Source organism: Pseudoclavibacter sp. AY1F1, from assembly GCF_002931075.1.
In the GTDB taxonomy this organism is placed as follows: domain Bacteria; phylum Actinomycetota; class Actinomycetes; order Actinomycetales; family Microbacteriaceae; genus Pseudoclavibacter.
In genome coordinates this window covers 326,267-344,753 of the sequence record NZ_PSTQ01000001.1, presented here as the reverse complement: position 1 = coordinate 344,753, position 18,487 = coordinate 326,267, and the positions used below count along the sequence as shown (strand labels likewise).

The window sequence follows — 18,487 nt, the reverse complement described above, 5'->3', positions numbered from 1 at the left end:
GCGTGTCGGACGCCGCCCTAGGCGGCGAGGCCCAGCGTGTTCATCCGGCGCGAATGGCCCGCGTAGAGCACAGAGGCGAGCTTCTCGAGCTGCGCCTCCCCGTCGGGGAGGCGTGCATCGCCGCTCGATCCGAGCGGGACGTCCAGCGCGAGCCGGATCGCGAGCACCGTGTCGCCGACGATGCGCCGACCCCACATGGCAAGCCTGTCGCCGAGCCCGTCCTCATAGTGGATGGCGGCCTCGATGACCGGTAGCAGCTGGTCGCGTTCCTCGTCGGTGATGAAGACGGGCGCGAGCGCATCGCGGTAGCTCCGCCCGCCGTGCTCGGCGACCTCGCCGAAGAAGTCGCGGAAAAAGCCTGACGAGAGGTGGCAGCTCAGGAGCCGCTGGGCCCAGTCGTGCCCGAGTACACGTTCCGGGTAGCCGGCAAAGTGCTTGGCAGCCTCGCCGATGCGGGCGATGGCAGCCGCTTCCGCAGCGGCTTCAGCGCCTCCGAGCAGCGCCCTATGACGCTCGAGCGCGGCGTTCGCCGCTGCGCCGATGTGCTGCTTGTTGGCAAGCGCGGGCGCCTCGTTGACGATGGCCGAGAGCTCCTGGAAAAGCAGTAGCTCGAGATACGCGGCGCGCGCCACAAGCACGTCGACGGGAACCAGCAGGTCTTTCAGCGACGTCGCTGGCTTCGGCGCCGATGCCGGGGCTGCGTCATCCTGAGATCGGTCTCCGCCGCGCCTTCCGAATACTGGCTTCACACGCACATCCTATGTGCCAGACGAGGCGCACTCGTCGCACCCCTCAGCGGTCCGTGCGGGGCTATCTGTGCGCCATTCACGCCAGAGGAGACCGGATTGGACCTATTCGCTAGACTGTGGCGATGCCGCGACCGCGGCCGTTCGGCGCCCTTCGACCTCCCGGGCGCATCCCACAACTGCAGACAGGGCGTTTCACTCGTGAAGTTCTCCGACCTTTCCATCGATGCCGACATCGTCTCGGCCCTCGAGGGACACGGCATCACCGAGCCGTTCCCCATCCAGGAGCAGACGATTCCTCTCGCGCTGAGCGGGCAGGACATCATCGGCCAGGCCAAGACGGGCACTGGCAAGACCTTCGGCTTCGGCCTCCCGCTCATTCAGCGGCTCGGCCTCGAGCCCGCCCACGGCGTGCAGGCGCTTGTCGTCGTGCCAACGCGTGAACTCGCCGTCCAGGTCTACGAAGACCTCGAGATCGCCGTCTCGGGCCGCAAGACGACCGTCGTCCCGATCTATGGCGGCAAGGCGTACGAGGGCCAGATTGAGCAGCTCAAGGCCGGCGCCCAGATCGTGGTCGGCACGCCGGGTCGCCTCCTCGACCTCGCGCAGCAGCGGATGCTCAACCTCTCCAACGTGCGCGAGATGGTGCTCGACGAGGCCGACAAGATGCTCGACCTCGGCTTCCTCTCCGACATCGAGCGCCTCTTCGCGCAGACGCCCGCGACGCGCCACACCATGCTCTTCTCCGCGACGATGCCCGGCCCGATCGTGGCCCTCGCGCGCCGCTTCATGACGAAGCCCATCCACATCCGCGCGACCGACCCGGACGAGGGCATCACGCAGGCGAACATCGAACACGTCATCTACCGAGCTCACCCGCTCGACAAGGACGAGATGATCGCGCGCATCCTCCAGGCAGAAGGTCGCGGCAAGACCGTCATCTTCACGCGCACCAAGCGCGCTGCCGCGAAGCTCATGGAGGAGCTCACCGACCGTGGGTTCAAGGCCGCTGCCGTTCACGGCGACCTCAACCAGGAGCAGCGTGAGCGCGCAATGGCCGCGTTCAAGGCTGGCAAGAAGGACGTCCTCATCGCGACCGACGTCGCCGCCCGCGGCATCGACGTCGACGACGTGTCGCACGTCATCAACCACACGATCCCGGAGGATGAGAAGGCCTACCTCCACCGCGTGGGCCGCACCGGACGTGCTGGCAATACCGGAATCGCTGTGACCTTCATCGACTGGGACGACCTGCACAAGTGGGCGCTCATCTCGAAGGCCCTCGAGCTCGGCGCCGAGGAGCCGGTTGAGACGTACTCGTCGTCCCCGCACTTCTATGCGGACATGCGCATCCCTGAAGGCACGAAGGGACGGATCGCTGCCCCGAAGCGCGAGGTGCAGTCACCCGGCAGCCGGCACACTTCCAGCGACCGCGGCGAGCGCAGCGAACGGGGTGGCTCGTCCTCCCGCGGTTCGTCTGAGCGCCCGGCTCGTTCGCGCTCGCGTCGTCGCGGCGACGACGCAGCGACAGCACCTGACGCGACGACATCCGTGACAGAGTCGGCTCCTGCTGAGCAGCCGGCCGGTGAGTCCGGGGCCGAGCGTCCAGCTCGCCGTCGCCGTCGTCGTCGCGGCGGTTCGGCGAGCGAATCAGGCGCCCCGCGCCAGGACTCGCAGCCAAGCCAGGAGACGCAGCCAAGCGAGTAATTCGCAAGAGCACAGCAGAACGGCGCCGAGTATCCGCTCGGCGCCGTTCTGCGTCTCACTGGAAGCGCGGGCGAGGTGCGCGAGACGTGCGCACCGCGGCACGCTGCTTCTCGCTAGAGCGCGTTCGGTTCGGCGAACACAGGTTCGCTGCCAGTCGCCTGGTCCAGGATGCGCTGCAGCTGTTCGGGCGCTGTCGTGTTCTCGCCGAGACGATTGGGCTTCCCCGCCCCGTGGTAGTCGCTTGATCCCGTGACGATGAGATTGTGCTCGGCTGCGATCTCGAGCAGGAGCGCGCGGCTCTCGGCGTCGTTCTCCCTGTGCCCGACTTCGAGCCCGGCGAGCCCGGCCTGCACGAGCTGCCCGACGACATCCTGTGCCATCCCCCGTTTTCCGCGCGACCCGGGATGCGCGAGCACCGGCACGCCACCCGCCCGGCGGATCAACTTGACGGCGTCGAACGGGCTTGGCGCGTAGTGCGCGACGTAGTATCCGCCTCGCCAGTGGAGGATCGTCTCGAACGCGGCCACGCGGCTCTCTGCGATACCTTTCGCGACAAGCGCGTCGGCGATGTGCGGGCGGCCGACAGTCGCCCCAGGCTCCGTGACCGAGAGCACGTCGTCCCAGTCGAGGTCGTGGTCGGCGCCGATCATCCGCACCATGCGCTCGGCGCGAGAGACTCGCGACGCGCGCACCTGCTGCATCTCCGCGAGCATGACCTCGTTGGCTGGATCGATGAGGTAGCCGAGCACATGAACGCTCGCGTGGTTCAGCTGCGAGGAGAACTCGATGCCGGGGATGAGCGTCACCCCGGTCTCTCTCGCCGCGACGCTCGCTTCGGCCCAGCCAGCGGTCGTGTCGTGATCGGTGAGGGCGATCACGTCGAGGCCAGCCTTCGCTGCCTGTCGGACGACCTCGCCGGGCGATTCGGTGCCATCAGAGACCACGGAATGGGTGTGGAGGTCGATGCCTGGCTTGTCGAAGGAGGTCATGCCCCGATCAAAGCACAGGGCGCGGAGAGCTCAACGCCATGCGCCTCCCAGAGTCGCGAGACCCCGGGGGCTACGCTGAGGCCGTCATGCCGCGTACTTCTCCACCACCCAGACGATCCGCCATTGCCGGTTACCGAATAGCGGGGCTCCTGCTTGGGCTCGTCGCGCTCGCCGCGGCGATCGTCCTCGGCTGGCCGCAGCTGCTCGACCTCCAGCGAGCACCGCTCGTCGCGCAGGCGATCTCGTTCCGGCTCCCGGTAGCGATCGGCGCGACGGCGATCATGCTGCTGCTCCTCATCCCGGTCCTTGCCTCTCGCAAGGCCAGGGCCGTCCTCGGGATGACGACGCTTGTCATCGCGGTCTTCGTCGCGGCGACGGCCGCCCTGCTCGTCGACCGGGGGCTCGGCTCTCCCGTGGCGGCGGCGGACTCGCCCGAAAGCATCAACATCCTGAGTTGGAACACGCGAGGAGATGCCCCTGGCTCGCCTTCAGTCGCGGAACTCGCCATCGAGGTCGGCGCGGACGTCGTGGTGCTCCCCGAGACGACTGAGGAGCTCGGCGTGGAGATCGCTGCCCAGATGTCCGAGGCGGGCTCCCCAATGTGGGTGCACACGCACACCATCGATGAGGATTACAAAGCCACCTCGACGACGCTGCTCATCTCACCAGACCTCGGCGACTACGAGGTCGTCACCGACAGGGGCGACACGAGCACGCTGCCCACGGTCATCGCGGTTCCGGTGGACGGCAACGGTCCGACGATCATTGCGGCCCACCCCGTGTCTCCCACTCCGGGCAACATGAGCTCGTGGAACACCGACCTCGAGTGGCTTGCAGCCCAGTGCTCGAGCAACACCATCGTGGCGGGCGACTTCAACTCGACGCTTGATCACCTGTCGGGGCTCGGCGCGGACGACAACAGCCAGCTCGGGTCGTGCGCGGATGCCGCGCTCGCTTCGGGGAACGGGGCCGTCGGCACGTGGACGGCGGGCGTCCCCCCGCTGCTCGGCGCGAACATCGACCGCGTCATGGCGACACCCGAGTGGAGCGTCACGGGCTTCGAGGTGCTCCTCTCCCGTGACTCCGCGGGCAGCGACCACCGCCCTGTGTTCGCGCAGCTCACCCCGACCTCGGCAAGCTGAGGGCCTCACTCGTCAAGATGGGGGCGGCTGAGCGCCCCATCCAGTTTTCCGCGCGAGAATGGCAGGGTGACTACCTCCGACCGCGCCATCACCCTGTCCGCCACCGACTCCGTCTCCGGGCCCCAGAACGAGACCGCCGACACGGCCGCAGGCGGCCAGCAGCCAGGCGAGGCGCCAGCAAACGAGAACCGCAGCACGACGCCGAGGAGCGACGCGTTCCGTGCGCAGATCATGCAGGGCTGGGCGAATCGCGAGGAGCCCCTTCCTGCGGCCAGAGTCTCGGTCCCCACTGCCTCGGCGCACCGAGAGGCAATCTCGGCGCGCCACCGCGGCGCGCGCCTCGTCATCCCGGCCGGGAGCCTCAAGCAGCGCTCGAACGACACCGACTACAGGTTCCGCGCGCACTCTGCCTTCTCGCAGCTGACGGGGTGGGGTTCCGACGCGGAGCCGGGCGCCGTCCTTGTCCTCAACCCCGTCGACGACGGGCACGAGGCCACCGTGTACTTTCGTGAGCGTGCCGGCCGCGACAGTGACGAGTTCTACGCGAACTCCGAGATCGGCGAGTTCTGGATCGGGCCGCGTCCCTCACTCGCGCAGACGGCGGCCGACCTCTACGTCGCGGCGCGCGACCTCGCCGAGTTCTCCGAGCTCGGTCTGGTCACGGACGCACGCACGCTCTTGCTGAGAGAGGCCGACGCAGCTCTCACGGAGCGGGTCGACGAGGCGCGTCGCACGATGTCCCTCCCCGACGCCGAGTTCGATGCGCTCCTCGCCGACGACGCGCTCCTCGCTCAGGACCTGAGCGAGCTGAGGCTCGTGAAGGACGCCTACGAGGTTGACCAGATGCGCGAGGCTGTTGCTGCCACGGCTGCGGGCTTCGACGACATCGTGGCCTCGCTCGCGAAGGCCTCCGCACACACGCGAGGTGAGCGCATCGTGGAAGGCGTCTTCCAGGCTCGGGCCAGGCTCGAGGGCAACGATGTCGGCTACGACACGATCGCCGCCTCTGGGAGCCACGCGTGCATCCTCCACTGGACGAAGAACTCCGGCGCGGTCCACCCGGGCGAGCTGATCCTCGTGGATGCGGGCGTCGAGGTCGATTCCCTCTTCACAGCCGACATCACGCGGACGATCCCTGTGACGGGCCGATTCACCGACGAGCAGCGTCTGGTGTACGAGATCGTGCTCGAGGCGGCAGACGCTGCGTTTGCGATCGTCCGCCCCGGCATCACGTTCCGCACCATTCACGACACCGCGATGGAAGTCATCGCCAGGCGCACGCAGGAGCTCGGCATGCCGCTGGGGCTCGGCGAAGCCGATCCTGCCGAGCAGCTCTACCGCCGCTACATGGTGCACGGCACAAGCCACCACCTCGGCATTGACGTGCACGACTGCGCGAAGGCCCGCCGCGAGCTCTACCTTGATGGAGTGCTCGAGGAGGGCATGGTCTTCACCATCGAGCCTGGGCTCTACCTGCAGCCGGACGACCTCACGGTCCCGGAGCAGCTCAGGGGCATCGGCGTGCGCATCGAGGACGACATCCTCGTCACCGCCGACGGTGCCGAGAACCTGTCGCTGAGCATCCCTCGGACAGTCGCAGACGTCGAGGCGTGGTTCACGAGGCTCAACGAGCGATAGGCAGCGCCACCGCCGGGGTCAGGAGCTTGTGCTCGACCCCGAGCGGTCCTGCGCGGCCTGCTCGGCGCGCTTTTCGCGCTCTAGCCGGCGCATCTCCGCTTGCGCTTCCGCGTACGTGCGGCGCGGCGCGGCGGGCTCCTGCGGCTCGGTGGGCGCAGCGTCGCCAGGCTGAGCCTGGCCGTTTGCGAGCACGGGCGACTGCGGGGCGGCGGGCACGACGCTCTGAGTGTGCACCGGCGTCTGCTGCGGCACGGGGGCAGCCGTCGGCCGGGTCGTGCCAAGCAGTCCGCGGGCCTTCTCAGCGTGCTCTCGCGGGACCACGACGTCGAAGTGGGTTGCGACAACCTGCATGACGGAGGTGAACTGCCTGCGCTGGGGGTTCAGCGCGTAGCCGATGACGCTCCAGATGACCGAGAAGCCGATCGCGACCGGGAGGATGGCGATCAGCGTCTCGAAGCCGACGCCGGGCGTCACGATGAGCACGAGGAGGCCGACGAAGAGGCCGAGCATGACGCCGGTGCCGACCGCGCCGAGGGCGGCCTTGCCGAAGGACATCCGGCCAGTGACCCGCTCGACGGTTCGAAGGTGGCTGCCGAGGATGGAGACCGTCGAGACAGGGAAGTCCTGCTTCGCGAGGCCGTCCACCACAGAGCGGGCTGCCTCGTAGCTGTCGAGGCTTGCGATCACGTCGCCCTCTGGGACCTTGGGGAACCGGCTGCGAGCGCCACGTGTCGTCGTGCCTGGGGTTGTCATGCCGCCATTCTCTCAGCCCGGCCTGCGGAAACGCGTCGGGTGAGTCACATGTTCGCTGTTGGCTGGCGAGCAGTCAGCGGCGACTACCATTGGCCCGTGAGCGTCTCCAAGGTCTTTACCGCGCGTCTTTCCGCGTGCCCCGTCTTCGACGAAGACGGGGACCGGATCGGCAAGGTCCGCGATGTCATCGTCGAGTATCGCGCAGCGCACTCCCCCAGGGTCAACGGACTCGTCGTCGAGACCAAGAGCAAACGGCTGATCTTCATCCCCATCCGCCAGGTCGAGTCAATCGGCTCTGGCCAGATCGTCGTGAGCGGCGAGATCGACTCGCGGCCGTTCGTGCAGCACGGGCAGGAGGTCCGGGTCCTCGCGGACCTCGCGGACCGATCCGTGACGTTCAACGACGGGACCGCCTCCGGCACGATCGAGGACGTCCAGATCGAGGAGGACGCGCAGGGCAACTGGAGCGTCGGACAGCTCTTCGTGCGCCTGCCGCGCAAGAGCAAACAGCTCTTCGGCACCGGGCCGACTCGCTTCGCGACCTGGGGCGAGGTCACTCCCGAACTCACGATCGGTGAGCAGCAGGCCGCAACGCAGTTCCTCACGGCCCACTCGGAGATGAAGCCAAGCGACTTCGCCACCGCGCTCCTCGATCTGCCGGATGCGCGCCTCAAAGAGGTCGTGAGCATGCTGCCAGACGAGCGGCTCGCGGATGTCCTTGAGGAGATGCGGGAGTCCGACCAGGTGACGATCATCGAGTGGCTCGATGAGGAGCACGCTGCGGACGTGCTCGACCAGATGCAGCCAGATGACGCCGCCGACCTCGTTGCCAAGCTCGACGCGGTCAAGAGCGAGGCTCTGCTCCAGCGCATGGACCCTGAGGAGGCCGAAGAGGTGCGTATGCTCCTCGAGTTCGCCCCGGATACGGCCGGCGGGCTCATGACCACGGACCCGGTGATCCTGCCCGGCGACGCGACCGTCGCCGAAGCCCTTGTCCTCATCCGTCGGAAGGACCTCCCCGCGGCTCTCGCGACGAGTGTTTTCGTCACGCTGTCGCCGTACGAACCGCCGACGGGGCGCTACCTCGGGCTCGTTCACTTCCAGAGGCTCCTCAGGTACCCGCCGCACGAGCGGCTCGACACGATCCTGGACCGTGAGATGGAGCCGGCGCCCACCACGATGCGCGACGCCGAGGTTGCTCGCGTCCTCGCGAGTTATGACCTCGTGGCCCTTCCCGTCATCGACGACGCCCATCGACTTGTCGGTGTCGTGACGATCGATGATGTCCTCGACCACCTCCTGCCAGAGGACTGGCGCCAGGTCGACGCCGAGGGAGAAGTCGTGCCGAGTCGCGTCTCGCAACGAGTCGGCACCAAGCGCGCCGTCACGGCCCCCGCGAACTCCCCAGCAGCCCGGAGGACTCATGGCACGTCGTGAAGACGATCTCGAGCGCCCCAAGGTGAAGGGCCTCCACCTCCGTCGACCGCGCCCCAAGCCCAGGCGGGACTCGCGCGGGGACGATTCCGAGAACCGCGACCACGAGCGGAGCGATGCGTTCGGCCGTGGAATGGAGGCGTTTGCGCGCGCCATGGGAACGCCCGCGTTCCTCGTCGGCCTCTCCCTGTTCGTCATTTTCTGGGTCGTGTGGAACTCGATGGCGCCCATCGAGCTGCGCTTCGACTCCGCCGACCTCGGCTTCATCGCCCTGACGCTGATGCTGTCGCTCCAGGCTTCCTACGCCGCACCCATGCTGCTGCTCGCGCAGAACCGTCAGGACGACCGCGACCGCGTGCAGATCGCCCAGGATCGCCAGCGAGCTGAGCGCAACTCCGCCGACCTCGAGTATCTCGCGAGAGAGATCGTCGCGCTCCGAGTGCTCACCAAGGACCTGGCTTCGAAGGACTTCATCCGTGCTGAGCTGCGCGCGCTCCTCGAAGACATCGAGGATCTCGACGACCCTGACGAGGAGGGCTCTGAGACCATCTCGCGCCAAGAGCAGCGCGTCAGCGACTCCGCGCGTCGCCGCGCGGAAGCGATCCGAGACAGGAAGCGCGCGGCCAAGTCGGCAGAAGAGCAGGCGTGAGCAGCGTGACGCTTGCCGAGGACATCTGGAACGCGCTCGCCGGGGTCAGCGACCCGGAGCTGCGTCGACCACTGACCGAGCTCGGAATGATCGAGCGCGTCGACGAGCGTGCCGACGGGACCATCGAGGTCGAGCTCAGGCTCACGATCGTCGGCTGCCCGGCCGCCCGGCAGATCGAGCGGGAGGTGCGCTCAGCAATCGAGTCCGTTCTGGATGACGCACCGTACGATCTCGAGGTCGGCGTCATGACGCGTGAGCAGCGCACGGCGCTCACCGAGCGACTCCGCGGCTCGCGAGCCGGCCGAGTGCATCCATTCGGTCGAGACTCCCTCACGCGTGTCATAGCCGTCACGAGCGGCAAGGGCGGTGTCGGCAAGTCGACCGTCACCGCGAACCTCGCCGCAGCGTTCGCGCGGCGGGGCCTGAGCGTCGGGCTTATCGACGCCGACGTGCACGGCTACTCGATCCCTGGCTTGTTCGGTCTGGGCGACGACGTCTCCCCGACCCGGATCGGCGACATGATCGTGCCACCTGAAGCGCACGGGGTGAAGCTCATCTCGATCGGGATGTTCCTGGGCGACGACTCGCAGGTGGTCGCCTGGCGCGGCCCGATGCTGCACCGCACGATCGAACAGTTCCTCACGGACGTGTACTTCGGCGACCTCGACGTCCTGCTGCTCGATCTTCCGCCTGGGACTGGCGACATCGCGATCTCGCTTGGACAGCTCCTGCCGGCGGCGGAGGTTGTTGTTGTCACGACCCCTCAGGCAGCGGCTGCGGAGGTCGCCTGGCGCTCGGGTGCGCTGGCGAGGAAGACCGGTCAGCGCGTTGTCGGCGTCATCGAGACGATGTCGCCGTTCTCGACCTCCGACGGAGAGGTCGTCGCGCTCTTCGGCGAAGGGGGCGGCAGGGCCGTCGCGACCAGGCTCAGTGAGGAGGGCGCACCGGTCGAACTGCTTGCCGAAGTGCCCGTGAGCCAGCCGCTCCGCGAGTCGGGAGACGCAGGCACGCCGCTCCTGCGAGAGGCGCCGAGCAGCCCGGCCGGTCGAGCGCTGCAGCAGGCGGCGGACGCACTCCTGGCGCAACCGCGCGGGCTCAGCGGGCGCAGACTCCCCGTGACACTCGTCTGACGGCAGCGCGCTTCAGGGACACAGCAACAGCTCAGGGTAGGGCCGAGGAGGCGCGCGAGATCAGGTCGCTTCGCCGTCGAACGGCACGGGGCCGATAACGGAAGGCACGGGCACCGCGCTTGACGCCCAGCTTGGTCGAGATGCTCCACCGACCGCGGCGGCGGCCCCGGCAGCTGCGACCGCGCCGACGCTGGACGCTGCTGCGCCGGAAGCTGCGTTCACGGGAGCCGGCTCCGGCGCCGCTGGCTCGTCCTCGGACAGCAGCGCGTCACGGATGATGCGACGAGGGTCGTACTGGCGGGGGTCGAGCTTGCGCCAGTCGACGTCCGCGAAGTCGTCGCCCATCTCTTCTTTCATGCGCGACTTCGCATTCGTGGATGCCCCACGAAGCCACTTGACCGCATCAGCGAGACGCTCGGCAGCTTTCGGGAGCTTGTCGGGACCGATGATGAAGGCCGCGATAATGCCGATCAACAGCAACTTCTCAAACGTCAGCCCAAACACCGTCCCATCATAGGCTCTGGGATGCGCGGGCGCGGCACTCGAGGCCCGCCAGCCGCGACTCGACATTCGGGTCCCGCGGCCCAAGCCGACGCTAGTCTTGAAGAATGTCTGAACTGGAGCTCAGCTCGCGTTACATCAACGAGCGAATCGTGGACGATGCATTCGTCCGGGATGCTCGTCAGCTGACTCTCGAGCTCGGCCTTCCGCTGCCGTCTGCGGCGACCGCCGCCCACCTGACGTTCCTCGCCGCCGCGACAGGCGCATCCACGATCATCGAGATCGGGACTGGCGCAGGTGTGCTGACCCACGCAGTCTGGCGCGGCGCGCCTGACTCGACGATCACGTGCATCGATGCCGAGCCCGAGTATCTCGGTCACGCGCGACGCCTGCTGATCTCCGCCGGCGCGCGCGGCGCGAGCCTCCGATTCATCACTGGCCACCCGCAGGACGTGCTGCCCCGCATGACCGAAGGCGGCTACGACCTCGTCGTGATCGGCGGCGACGTCGCCCACATCGGCGCCCACCTCCAGCATGGACTCCGCCTGATCCGCCCAGGCGGGACGATCGTCGCCCTCGGGGCCCTCAACGGCGGCAAGGTGGCGTCCCCCGCCCGGCGCGACGCCCTCACCAGCGGGCTGCGTGCGCTCTACTCCGAGTTCGACCTGCAGGACGACCTGCGGCTCTCCCTGCTGCCCCTTGATGGCGGAATCCTGCAGCTCACGAAGCTGCGCTAGACACCTCGACCCGGCAGAGAGGAAGGGCGTCGACCGAGTGGTCGACGCCCTTCCTTTCGTGCGAAACGGCTATTCGCCGACGACTGCGCTCAGCGCATCGCGAAGCTCGCGGGCCTCGTCGTCGTTGACGGACACCACGAGGCGCCCGCCGCCCTCAAGGGGTACACGGACGATGATCAGCCGTGTTTCGCGGATGGCTTCCATAGGTCCGTCACCAGTACGCGGTTTCATCGCGGCCATAATTGCGCCTCCAAGATTTGTGCAGTGTCTCCCTAGTATCCCAAATTCGTGGACGGAGTGTGCAATCGGCCCTCCGGAATGTGGAAAGTCGCGAATCGAAACCGTGCCGACTTGCGCCCAAGCGACGCGGGGAACGACCAGAACCGAGGTGTAGCGTCGGTTTCTGCTGGCACCGAGGGTGCCTTCTGCTCTAGCCAGATGATCGAAAGGACCTCCCGTGGCTGAATTCACGCTTCCCGACCTTCCATACGACTACGCGGCACTCGAGCCCCACATCTCGGCCCGAATCATGGAGTTGCACCACGACAAGCACCACGCGACCTACGTGAAGGGCGCGAACACGGCGCTCGAGCAGATCGCCGAAGCGCGTGACAGCGGCAACCTCGCAAACATCAACAAGCTCGAGAAGGACCTTGCCTTCAATCTCGGCGGACACGTGAACCACAGCGTGTTCTGGACGAACCTCTCGCCTGATGGCGGTGAGCCCGAGGGCGGCATCAAGGACGCCATCGACGAGCAGTTTGGCGGCCTGGACAAGTTCCAGGCGCAGTTCACGGCTGTAGCTCTCGGCGTCCAGGGCTCCGGCTGGGCGGTACTCGGCTACGAGCAGACCGGCGGCAACCTGACCACGTTCCAAATGTTCGACCAGCAGGGCAACATCCCGTTCGGGGTCACGCCGCTGCTGCAACTCGACGTGTGGGAGCACGCCTACTACCTCGACTACCAGAACGTGCGCGCCGACTACATCAAGGCGTTCTGGAACATCGTCAACTGGAAGAATGTCGGCGAGCGCCTCGACGCCGCTCGCGCCTGAGTCGCGAGAAGACCAACACATGGCGATCGCCGCATCCAGTGATGGATGCGGCGATCGTTGTGCTGGCTCAAGAGCCGTAATCACCCTTCGCGATGGCGATGACCTGCTCGAGTGAAGCGAGGCACTGCCCGTCGGTCTCCCGCACGATCGTAATCACCGTCTGTCCCTCGACGTAGTGGCAGATATCGGCTTGAACAGTCTCGCCGTGCGTCTTGTTCTCGAGGAAGTAGACAGCACCGTCGCCGAGTTCCTGTGTCATGTACGGGTTTGTGCCGACCGAGAAGCCCTCGCTGAAACTCTCGAACTCGTCGAACATGTTCTCGGCGTCGAGCGCCTCGCTGCCCGGGACTGTCGCGATGTGGAGGAACGTCGATCGCCACTTCGCGGACGGGACACCGCCGCCGGTTCCCTCCACGTCGCCTGCCTTGGCCGGAACCCAGTTGCAGAGCTCAGGGGCGGCGTCCGCGAGCTGCGTCAGATCGGGGTGCTGCTCGAGGCTGAATGCCTGTTCGAATGGCGCGAGTCGAGGAGCGTTCAGGTCTCCGAGCATGGCGTCGGTGAAGAACGCGCATTGCTCGGCCGAATCGAGCGAGGTGACCGCCCAGGGAAGAGGAGACTGTTCCGTCTCCTCGGGCTGAGTCGACGGCATGGCCGTGGGCGCCGGCGTTGCAGATGCTGTCTCGACGGGTGAGGACGTGACCTCGGGAGTGACCGCAGGCGTGGCCTCTCCCTGAGTCGGCTGGCACCCCGTCAGTGCCAGCATGCCGACCGCCGCGATCGCTGCGATCCGCCCCACCCTGAGTCGTTCCATGTCCTGCTCCCCCGTGTTGTCGGCGCCTTCGCGCCGGTGCTGTTGCGTGCACTCAATCTAGGGGCTGACCGGGGGTTCCGTAGGCCGAAACGCTAACGCAGCGGACACGGATCGGTGTCGGTTTGGACCGAACTAAGCCGGCGTCCAGTCGCCCTCGACCGTGTACCAGCAGAAGTACAGCCAGAGCAGCTGGCCAACAAGCATGAACACCACAACGCCAACCCGATAGAGCGGTGACTTTGGGATCGCGATCGCCCCCAGAACCGGGAACATCGGCATGAGCAGGCGGAAGGTGCTCGATTGCGGGAAGAACACGGCGAAGAGGTAGGTGAAGTAGCTGAGGAGCCAGATCCGGATCTCGATGCCGAGCCTGCGCATGACGGGAAGCGCGATGACGCCGAGCACGACAACCACGAAGAGCACGACGATGATCGCGCCGATCGGTTGCCCGAACCAGAACGTCGATCCGTGGAACCACCCCGTGAAGGGAACCAGCTCGATGGGACCCGTGTAGTGGATGCGCCATGCCAACTCGGTATCGATGTACGCAGAGGGCACCCCCGTCACCGCCCACGCGATGAGCAGCCAGCCGAAGCCTGCAACCGCCGACAGGAGACCGGCCGCCATCACTCTGATGACCTCGGGGCGGGGGAAGTCCTCGCGTCCCTTCGCGTGCATCCACCACCGCGCCAGGAAGTACAGACCGAGCGTCATGGCCCAGGCGAGACCTGTGGGGCGAGTGAAGGATGCGACCACGATGACGGGAAGCATGACAAGCCACTGCCGCTTGATGAGCAGGTACAGCAGCAGCGCGACGAAGAAGTTCTGCGCGCTCTCGGCGTAGCCGAGCTGCAGGAGTGGACTTGTCGGCCCGATGCAGAAGAGCAGCGTCGCGAATGCCGTGGTGCTCTTGTCCACGACCAGCGCGAGCGTGCGGTTGAAGACCCAGGCCGCGGCGAACCCGAAGGCCGTCGCCACGAGTACCGAGGCCACCTCCCAGGGCAGCGTCGTCACGACCATGAGCGCACGGACGAGCATGGGATACACGGGCATGAAGGCCCAGGCATTCTCGGTCACCTGCCCCTCATCGTTCCGGGGCAGCTCACTGGAGTAGCCGTACGGGCCCGTCGCGATCCGCTCGTACCAGGCGGAGTCCCACAGGTTCGAGAAGGTCCACAGGTCCGGCTTCGCAGGCGACTGCCACGTCTCCTCCTGCTGCGACGCGAACGCGAGCAGGAAGACCGTCGTGACGACTCGGGAGGCGAAGAAAATGATGGCCACCTGCGCCAGCGCGGGCAGGCGACTCCAGTAGTAGGAGAAGTAGGTGGGCCTCGTGTCAGACGCGACGGTGAACTCGTCGCGTCCAGTCCTCGCTAGCGTGAGGTCAGCCACGTTCGGAGTCCCTCCTCGACGCGAGTGATCTCGGAGAGCAGCACGCGCTCGTCGTCAGCGTGCGCCTTGAGCGGGTCCCCTGGTCCGTAGTTGACGGCCGGGATGCCGAGCGCCGAGAAGCGGGCGACGTCCGTCCACCCGTACTTCGGCTTCGCCTCCGCGCCGACGGCTTCCAGGAAGCCGCGGGCCAGCGGCGCGTCCAGCCCGGGCCTCGCGGCGGGAGAACGGTCGACGAAATCGAGCTCGAAATCGCCGAACCATTCGCGGAGCCTCGCCTCAGCCTCGTCGAGCGACTTGTCTGGCGCGAACCGGTAATTGACGTGCACGACGCACTCATCCGGGATCACGTTCCCTGCGACGCCGCCGGAGATGCGCACGGCGTTGAGCCCCTCCCGGTAGTCGAGGCCCTCCACGGGCACCGTCTCCGGAGTAAACTCCGCGAGCCTCGCGAGGATCGGCGCAGCCTTGTGGATCGCGTTCTCCCCCACCCAGGCTCGCGCGGAATGCGCTCGCTTCCCCCGCGTCCGGATATCGACGCGGATCGTGCCGTTGCATCCCCCCTCGACCTCGCCCTTCGTGGGTTCACCGAGGATCGCGAAGTCCGCCGCAAGCAGGTCCGGGCGTGCCTCGGCGAGCAGACCCAGCCCGTTCAGGTCAGACGCGACCTCCTCGTTGTCGTACCAGATCCAGGTCACATCGACCGCGGGCTCCGTGAGCTCCGCAGCGAGTCGCAGCTGCACCGCCACTCCCGCCTTCATGTCTACCGTGCCGCGACCCCAGAGGTACTCCCCCGCGGGCGTGCCTGGCACGTCGGCGGCCGCCTGCTCGGGCGAGAGCACCTCTGGTCGCGTCGGGAGGTTGTTGTTGATCGGCACCGTGTCGATGTGACCGGCTATCGCGACGCGCTTAGCCCGCCCCAGAGCGGTGCGCGCGACGATCGTGTTGCCGAGGCGAAGCACGTGGAGATGCGCAAACGGCACCAGTGCCGCCTCGATCACGTCGGCGATCCTCGCCTCGTCACCCGACACCGAAGGGATGTCACAGAGCATCCTTGTGAGTTCGGTCGAGGGTCGCGTCAGGTCGATGGTCTCGGCACTCACGAAAGAAGACATGCGTTCAAGCCTAAGTCCTCCCGAGGAAGGGTCAGCGGCGCCCGCGCGGGGCCAACGCTGGGTAGCCTGGAGCGCATGACCAACGATGCACCCACATCCAACGACCCGCGGACAGCGTGGGGCGACGGCCTCGCCACGATCACGAACGACGGACAGGTGCTCGACGCCTGGTTCCCGACGCCAGCGCTCGGCCCACTGCCGGACGGCCGCGACCCGCACATCTCACCCGCCAGCTTCGCAGCGCTCGCCTACGACGACGAACGCCGCCAGGTGCAGGTCAGCCCGGTCACGGTCACCGTCAAGCTCGACGAGCCGGTGGAGAGCGTCGTCGACGCGTACCTCCGCCTGCACCTGCTCAGCCACCTTGTGGTGGAGCCGAACAGCATCAACCTCGATGGCATCTTCGGGCACCTGCCGACAAACGCGTGGACCAACGTCGGCCCCATGCGGCCTGAGCTGGCTGCCAACTCGCGTGCAACCCTCCAGCGCGAGGGCATCCAGGTCTACGCGATCGATAAGTTCCCGAGACTCCTCGACTACGTGATGCCAGCGGATGTGCGCATCGCCGACGGCGGCCGCGTGCGCCTGGGCGCGCACCTCGCTCCCGGCACCGTCGTCATGCACGAGGGCTTCGTCAACTTCAACGCTGGCACGCTCGGCCGTTCCATGGTCGAGGGTCGCGTCTCGCAGGGCGTCATCGTTGGAGAGGGCAGCGACATCGGCGGCGGCGCATCCATCATGGGCACGCTCTCGGGCGGCGGCGTGCAGCGCATCCGCATCGGCGAGCGCGCCCTCCTCGGAGCGAACTCCGGTATCGGAATCTCCCTCGGCGACGACTCGATCGTCGAGGCCGGCCTGTACGTCACCGCTGGCACGAAGGTCTCTCTCGTCGGCCAAAGCGACCCCGACGGCCAGATCGGCGAGCCCCGTTCAGTGAAGGCAGCCGAGCTCTCCGGCGTGCCGAACCTACTGTTCCGTCGGAACTCGCTCAACGGCGCCGTCGAGGCGATCGCGCGGACGGGTTCGGGTATCCAGCTCAACGACGCGTTGCACGCGTAGGGGCTGCTCCGATCCCCGGAGACAGAACAACACTCCCCGCTGGCCACCTGTCGTGCGGCTCGAGCGGGGAGTGTCTTGTTCGTTCAGCGTAAAGCGAGAGCCGCCGGAGCGGAAGCCCTCCCAGGGGTTTCCATGCTCCGGCGGCTCTTTTGCTTTCGCCCGGCCAGCGTCAGAGGAGCTGGAAGCCGCGGTTCTCCGGGTAGTGCCGCTCCGGCTCACCCGTGTACAGCTGCTGCGGGCGACCGATCTTCGTCTTCGCGTCAGCGTTTGCCTCGCGCCAGTGCGCGAGCCAGCCAGGTAGTCGGCCGATGGCGAAGAGCACCGTGAACATGCGCGTGGGGAAGCCCATGGCCTTGTAGATGAGGCCCGTGTAGAAGTCGACGTTCGGGTAGAGGCTTCGCTCTTTGAAGTAGTCGTCGTTGAGTGCGACCTGCTCGAGCTGCGTGGCGAGCTCCAGAAGCGGGTCGTTGACACCGAGGGCGGCGAGTACCTCGTCAGCGGACTCCTTGACGAGCTTCGCGCGGGGGTCGTAGCTCTTGTAGACGCGGTGGCCGAACCCCATGAGGCGCACGCCGTCTTCCTTGTTCTTCACGCGCTCGACGAAGCGGTCGACGCCCTCGCCGGATTCCTGTATCTGCGCGAGCATCTTGAGAACGGCCTCGTTGGCCCCGCCGTGGAGCGGGCCGTTGAGGGCGCTGATGCCAGCCGAGATCGACGAGTACATGTTCGCCTCGGTCGAGCCAACAAGACGCACAGTCGAGGTCGACGCGTTCTGCTCGTGGTCGGCGTGCAGAATGAGCAGGCGCTCGAGCGCCTTCGAGAGCACTGGGTTGGCCTCATACGGCTCCGCGAGGTTGCCGAAGTTGAGCTTGAGGAAGTTGTCGACGAAGTCGAGCGAGTTGTCCGGGTACAGGAACGCCTGGCCGATGCTCTTCTTGTGCGCGTAGGCGGCGATGACCGGGATCTTCGCGAGGAGGCGGATGGTGGACTGCTCGACCATCTCGGGGTTGTGGACGTCGAGCGAGTCTTCGTAGTAGGTCGAGAGCGCGTTGACTGCGCTGGAGAGCACGGACATCGGGTGCGCGTGCGGCGGCAGTGCCGTGAAGAAGCGCTTGAGGTCCTCGTGCAGGAGCGTGTGGTGGCGGATGCGGTCCGTGAAGTTCTCGTACTCGGACTCGGTGGGGAGCTGACCGTAGAGAAGGAGGTACGCGACTTCGAGGAAGCTCGACTTTGAGGCGAGCTCCTCGATCGGATAGCCGCGGTAGCGCAGGATGCCGTTGGCACCATCGATGTAGGTGATGGCCGACTTGGTCGACGACGTGTTGACGAAGCCCTGGTCGAGCGTTGTGTACCCGGTCTGCTTCATGAAGGTCGAGATATCGACCGCGTCAGCACCTTCCGTGGCGCGCAGAACGGGAAACTCAGCTGTCCTGTCGCCGATCCTGAAGGTGGCCGAGTCCGCCTCGTGCTGGTGGGCCTCAGCCTGCTTGTGCTGTTCAGTCACAGATCCTCCTCGAGCGGGTGGGGGATGCTCCCCGGCGAGCACGCAGAACGCGCAGTGTCCTCATAGCCTAATCGCTCGACAAGGTGACTATGCGAATCCACAATGAAACGCGCGATGTGCTGTCAGTTA

The 18,487-nt window shown here is 66.9% G+C and carries 18 protein-coding genes; 9 read left to right on the top strand and 9 right to left on the bottom strand.

Features of this window, described 5'->3' with window-relative positions; translation table 11 throughout:
• Nucleotides 1-17 precede the first annotated feature (17 nt).
• A complete protein-coding gene (locus C5B85_RS01630) occupies nucleotides 18-749 on the bottom strand; it encodes a ferritin-like fold-containing protein (RefSeq protein ID WP_181064222.1) in 732 nt (243 codons plus the stop codon).
• 198 nt (nucleotides 750-947) lie between these two features.
• Here C5B85_RS01630 and C5B85_RS01625 point away from each other — a divergent pair, with 198 nt between their 5' ends.
• Nucleotides 948-2,453, top strand: a complete 1,506-nt coding sequence (locus tag C5B85_RS01625) for a DEAD/DEAH box helicase (protein ID WP_104284313.1) — start codon at nucleotides 948-950, stop codon at nucleotides 2,451-2,453.
• Between the two features lie 113 nt (nucleotides 2,454-2,566).
• On the opposite strand, the gene C5B85_RS01620 is transcribed toward C5B85_RS01625, so the two are convergent.
• Nucleotides 2,567-3,442, bottom strand: a complete 876-nt coding sequence (locus C5B85_RS01620) for a PHP domain-containing protein (protein WP_104284312.1) — start codon at nucleotides 3,440-3,442, stop codon at nucleotides 2,567-2,569.
• Between the two features lie 86 nt (nucleotides 3,443-3,528).
• On the opposite strand from C5B85_RS01620, the gene C5B85_RS01615 reads away from it, so the two are divergent.
• Both C5B85_RS01615 and C5B85_RS01610 read left to right on the top strand, forming a co-directional pair.
• Nucleotides 3,529-4,584, top strand: coding sequence for an endonuclease/exonuclease/phosphatase family protein (locus C5B85_RS01615; protein WP_104284765.1), 1,056 nt, complete (start codon nucleotides 3,529-3,531; stop codon nucleotides 4,582-4,584).
• A 66-nt stretch (nucleotides 4,585-4,650) separates the two neighbouring features.
• On the top strand, nucleotides 4,651-6,222 hold the full coding sequence (locus tag C5B85_RS01610) for an aminopeptidase P family protein (RefSeq protein WP_104284311.1): 1,572 nt from the start codon (nucleotides 4,651-4,653) through the stop codon (nucleotides 6,220-6,222).
• An 18-nt stretch (nucleotides 6,223-6,240) separates the two neighbouring features.
• Here the strand turns inward: C5B85_RS01610 and C5B85_RS01605 are convergent, their stop codons facing one another.
• Nucleotides 6,241-6,975 carry a general stress protein gene (locus tag C5B85_RS01605; RefSeq protein WP_104284310.1) on the bottom strand — a complete coding sequence of 245 codons (735 nt, stop codon included), beginning with the start codon at nucleotides 6,973-6,975 and terminating at the stop codon, nucleotides 6,241-6,243.
• A gap of 96 nt (nucleotides 6,976-7,071) precedes the next feature.
• Here C5B85_RS01605 and C5B85_RS01600 point away from each other — a divergent pair, with 96 nt between their 5' ends.
• From C5B85_RS01600 to C5B85_RS01590, 3 genes are read left to right on the top strand one after another with little or no spacing between them, the layout of a single operon-like run.
• Nucleotides 7,072-8,412, top strand: coding sequence for a magnesium transporter MgtE N-terminal domain-containing protein (locus C5B85_RS01600; RefSeq protein ID WP_104284764.1), 1,341 nt, complete (start codon nucleotides 7,072-7,074; stop codon nucleotides 8,410-8,412).
• Nucleotides 8,399-9,058, top strand: coding sequence for a DUF1003 domain-containing protein (locus tag C5B85_RS01595; RefSeq protein WP_104284309.1), 660 nt, complete (start codon nucleotides 8,399-8,401; stop codon nucleotides 9,056-9,058). Before C5B85_RS01600 ends, C5B85_RS01595 begins: the two co-directional genes overlap by 14 nt.
• The gene (locus tag C5B85_RS01590; protein WP_104284308.1) at nucleotides 9,055-10,188 is read left to right on the top strand and encodes an Mrp/NBP35 family ATP-binding protein; all 1,134 of its coding nucleotides are present in this window, start codon (nucleotides 9,055-9,057) and stop codon (nucleotides 10,186-10,188) included. The genes C5B85_RS01595 and C5B85_RS01590 overlap by 4 nt, the downstream gene beginning before the upstream one ends.
• Before the next feature lie 60 nt (nucleotides 10,189-10,248).
• On the opposite strand, the gene C5B85_RS01585 is transcribed toward C5B85_RS01590, so the two are convergent.
• Nucleotides 10,249-10,662 carry a Sec-independent protein translocase TatB gene (locus C5B85_RS01585; RefSeq protein ID WP_374953074.1) on the bottom strand — a complete coding sequence of 138 codons (414 nt, stop codon included), beginning with the start codon at nucleotides 10,660-10,662 and terminating at the stop codon, nucleotides 10,249-10,251.
• Between the two features lie 134 nt (nucleotides 10,663-10,796).
• Here C5B85_RS01585 and C5B85_RS01580 point away from each other — a divergent pair, with 134 nt between their 5' ends.
• On the top strand, nucleotides 10,797-11,426 hold the full coding sequence (locus tag C5B85_RS01580) for an O-methyltransferase (RefSeq protein WP_104284306.1): 630 nt from the start codon (nucleotides 10,797-10,799) through the stop codon (nucleotides 11,424-11,426).
• A gap of 69 nt (nucleotides 11,427-11,495) precedes the next feature.
• On the opposite strand, the gene C5B85_RS01575 is transcribed toward C5B85_RS01580, so the two are convergent.
• Nucleotides 11,496-11,666 carry a DUF3117 domain-containing protein gene (locus tag C5B85_RS01575; protein WP_082775374.1) on the bottom strand — a complete coding sequence of 57 codons (171 nt, stop codon included), beginning with the start codon at nucleotides 11,664-11,666 and terminating at the stop codon, nucleotides 11,496-11,498.
• 217 nt (nucleotides 11,667-11,883) lie between these two features.
• On the opposite strand from C5B85_RS01575, the gene C5B85_RS01570 reads away from it, so the two are divergent.
• Entirely contained in the window at nucleotides 11,884-12,480 is a 597-nt protein-coding gene (locus tag C5B85_RS01570; protein WP_104284305.1) for a superoxide dismutase, read from the top strand.
• Nucleotides 12,481-12,547: 67 nt separating this feature from the next.
• Here the strand turns inward: C5B85_RS01570 and C5B85_RS01565 are convergent, their stop codons facing one another.
• The 3 genes from C5B85_RS01565 to dapE all read right to left on the bottom strand — a co-directional run bounded on the left by C5B85_RS01565 (nucleotide 12,548) and on the right by dapE (nucleotide 15,795).
• Nucleotides 12,548-13,291, bottom strand: coding sequence for a hypothetical protein (locus tag C5B85_RS01565; RefSeq protein WP_146077800.1), 744 nt, complete (start codon nucleotides 13,289-13,291; stop codon nucleotides 12,548-12,550).
• Between the two features lie 132 nt (nucleotides 13,292-13,423).
• Nucleotides 13,424-14,683, bottom strand: a complete 1,260-nt coding sequence (locus C5B85_RS01560; protein ID WP_146077799.1) for a hypothetical protein — start codon at nucleotides 14,681-14,683, stop codon at nucleotides 13,424-13,426.
• Nucleotides 14,665-15,795, bottom strand: coding sequence for a succinyl-diaminopimelate desuccinylase (dapE, locus tag C5B85_RS01555; protein WP_104284302.1), 1,131 nt, complete (start codon nucleotides 15,793-15,795; stop codon nucleotides 14,665-14,667). The genes C5B85_RS01560 and dapE overlap by 19 nt, the downstream gene beginning before the upstream one ends.
• 75 nt (nucleotides 15,796-15,870) lie before the next feature.
• On the opposite strand from dapE, the gene dapD reads away from it, so the two are divergent.
• On the top strand, nucleotides 15,871-16,854 hold the full coding sequence (gene dapD / locus C5B85_RS01550; protein ID WP_104284301.1) for a 2,3,4,5-tetrahydropyridine-2,6-dicarboxylate N-succinyltransferase: 984 nt from the start codon (nucleotides 15,871-15,873) through the stop codon (nucleotides 16,852-16,854).
• Between the two features lie 169 nt (nucleotides 16,855-17,023).
• On the opposite strand, the gene C5B85_RS01545 is transcribed toward dapD, so the two are convergent.
• Nucleotides 17,024-18,358, bottom strand: a complete 1,335-nt coding sequence (locus C5B85_RS01545) for a citrate synthase (RefSeq protein WP_104284300.1) — start codon at nucleotides 18,356-18,358, stop codon at nucleotides 17,024-17,026.
• Nucleotides 18,359-18,487 lie beyond the last annotated feature (129 nt).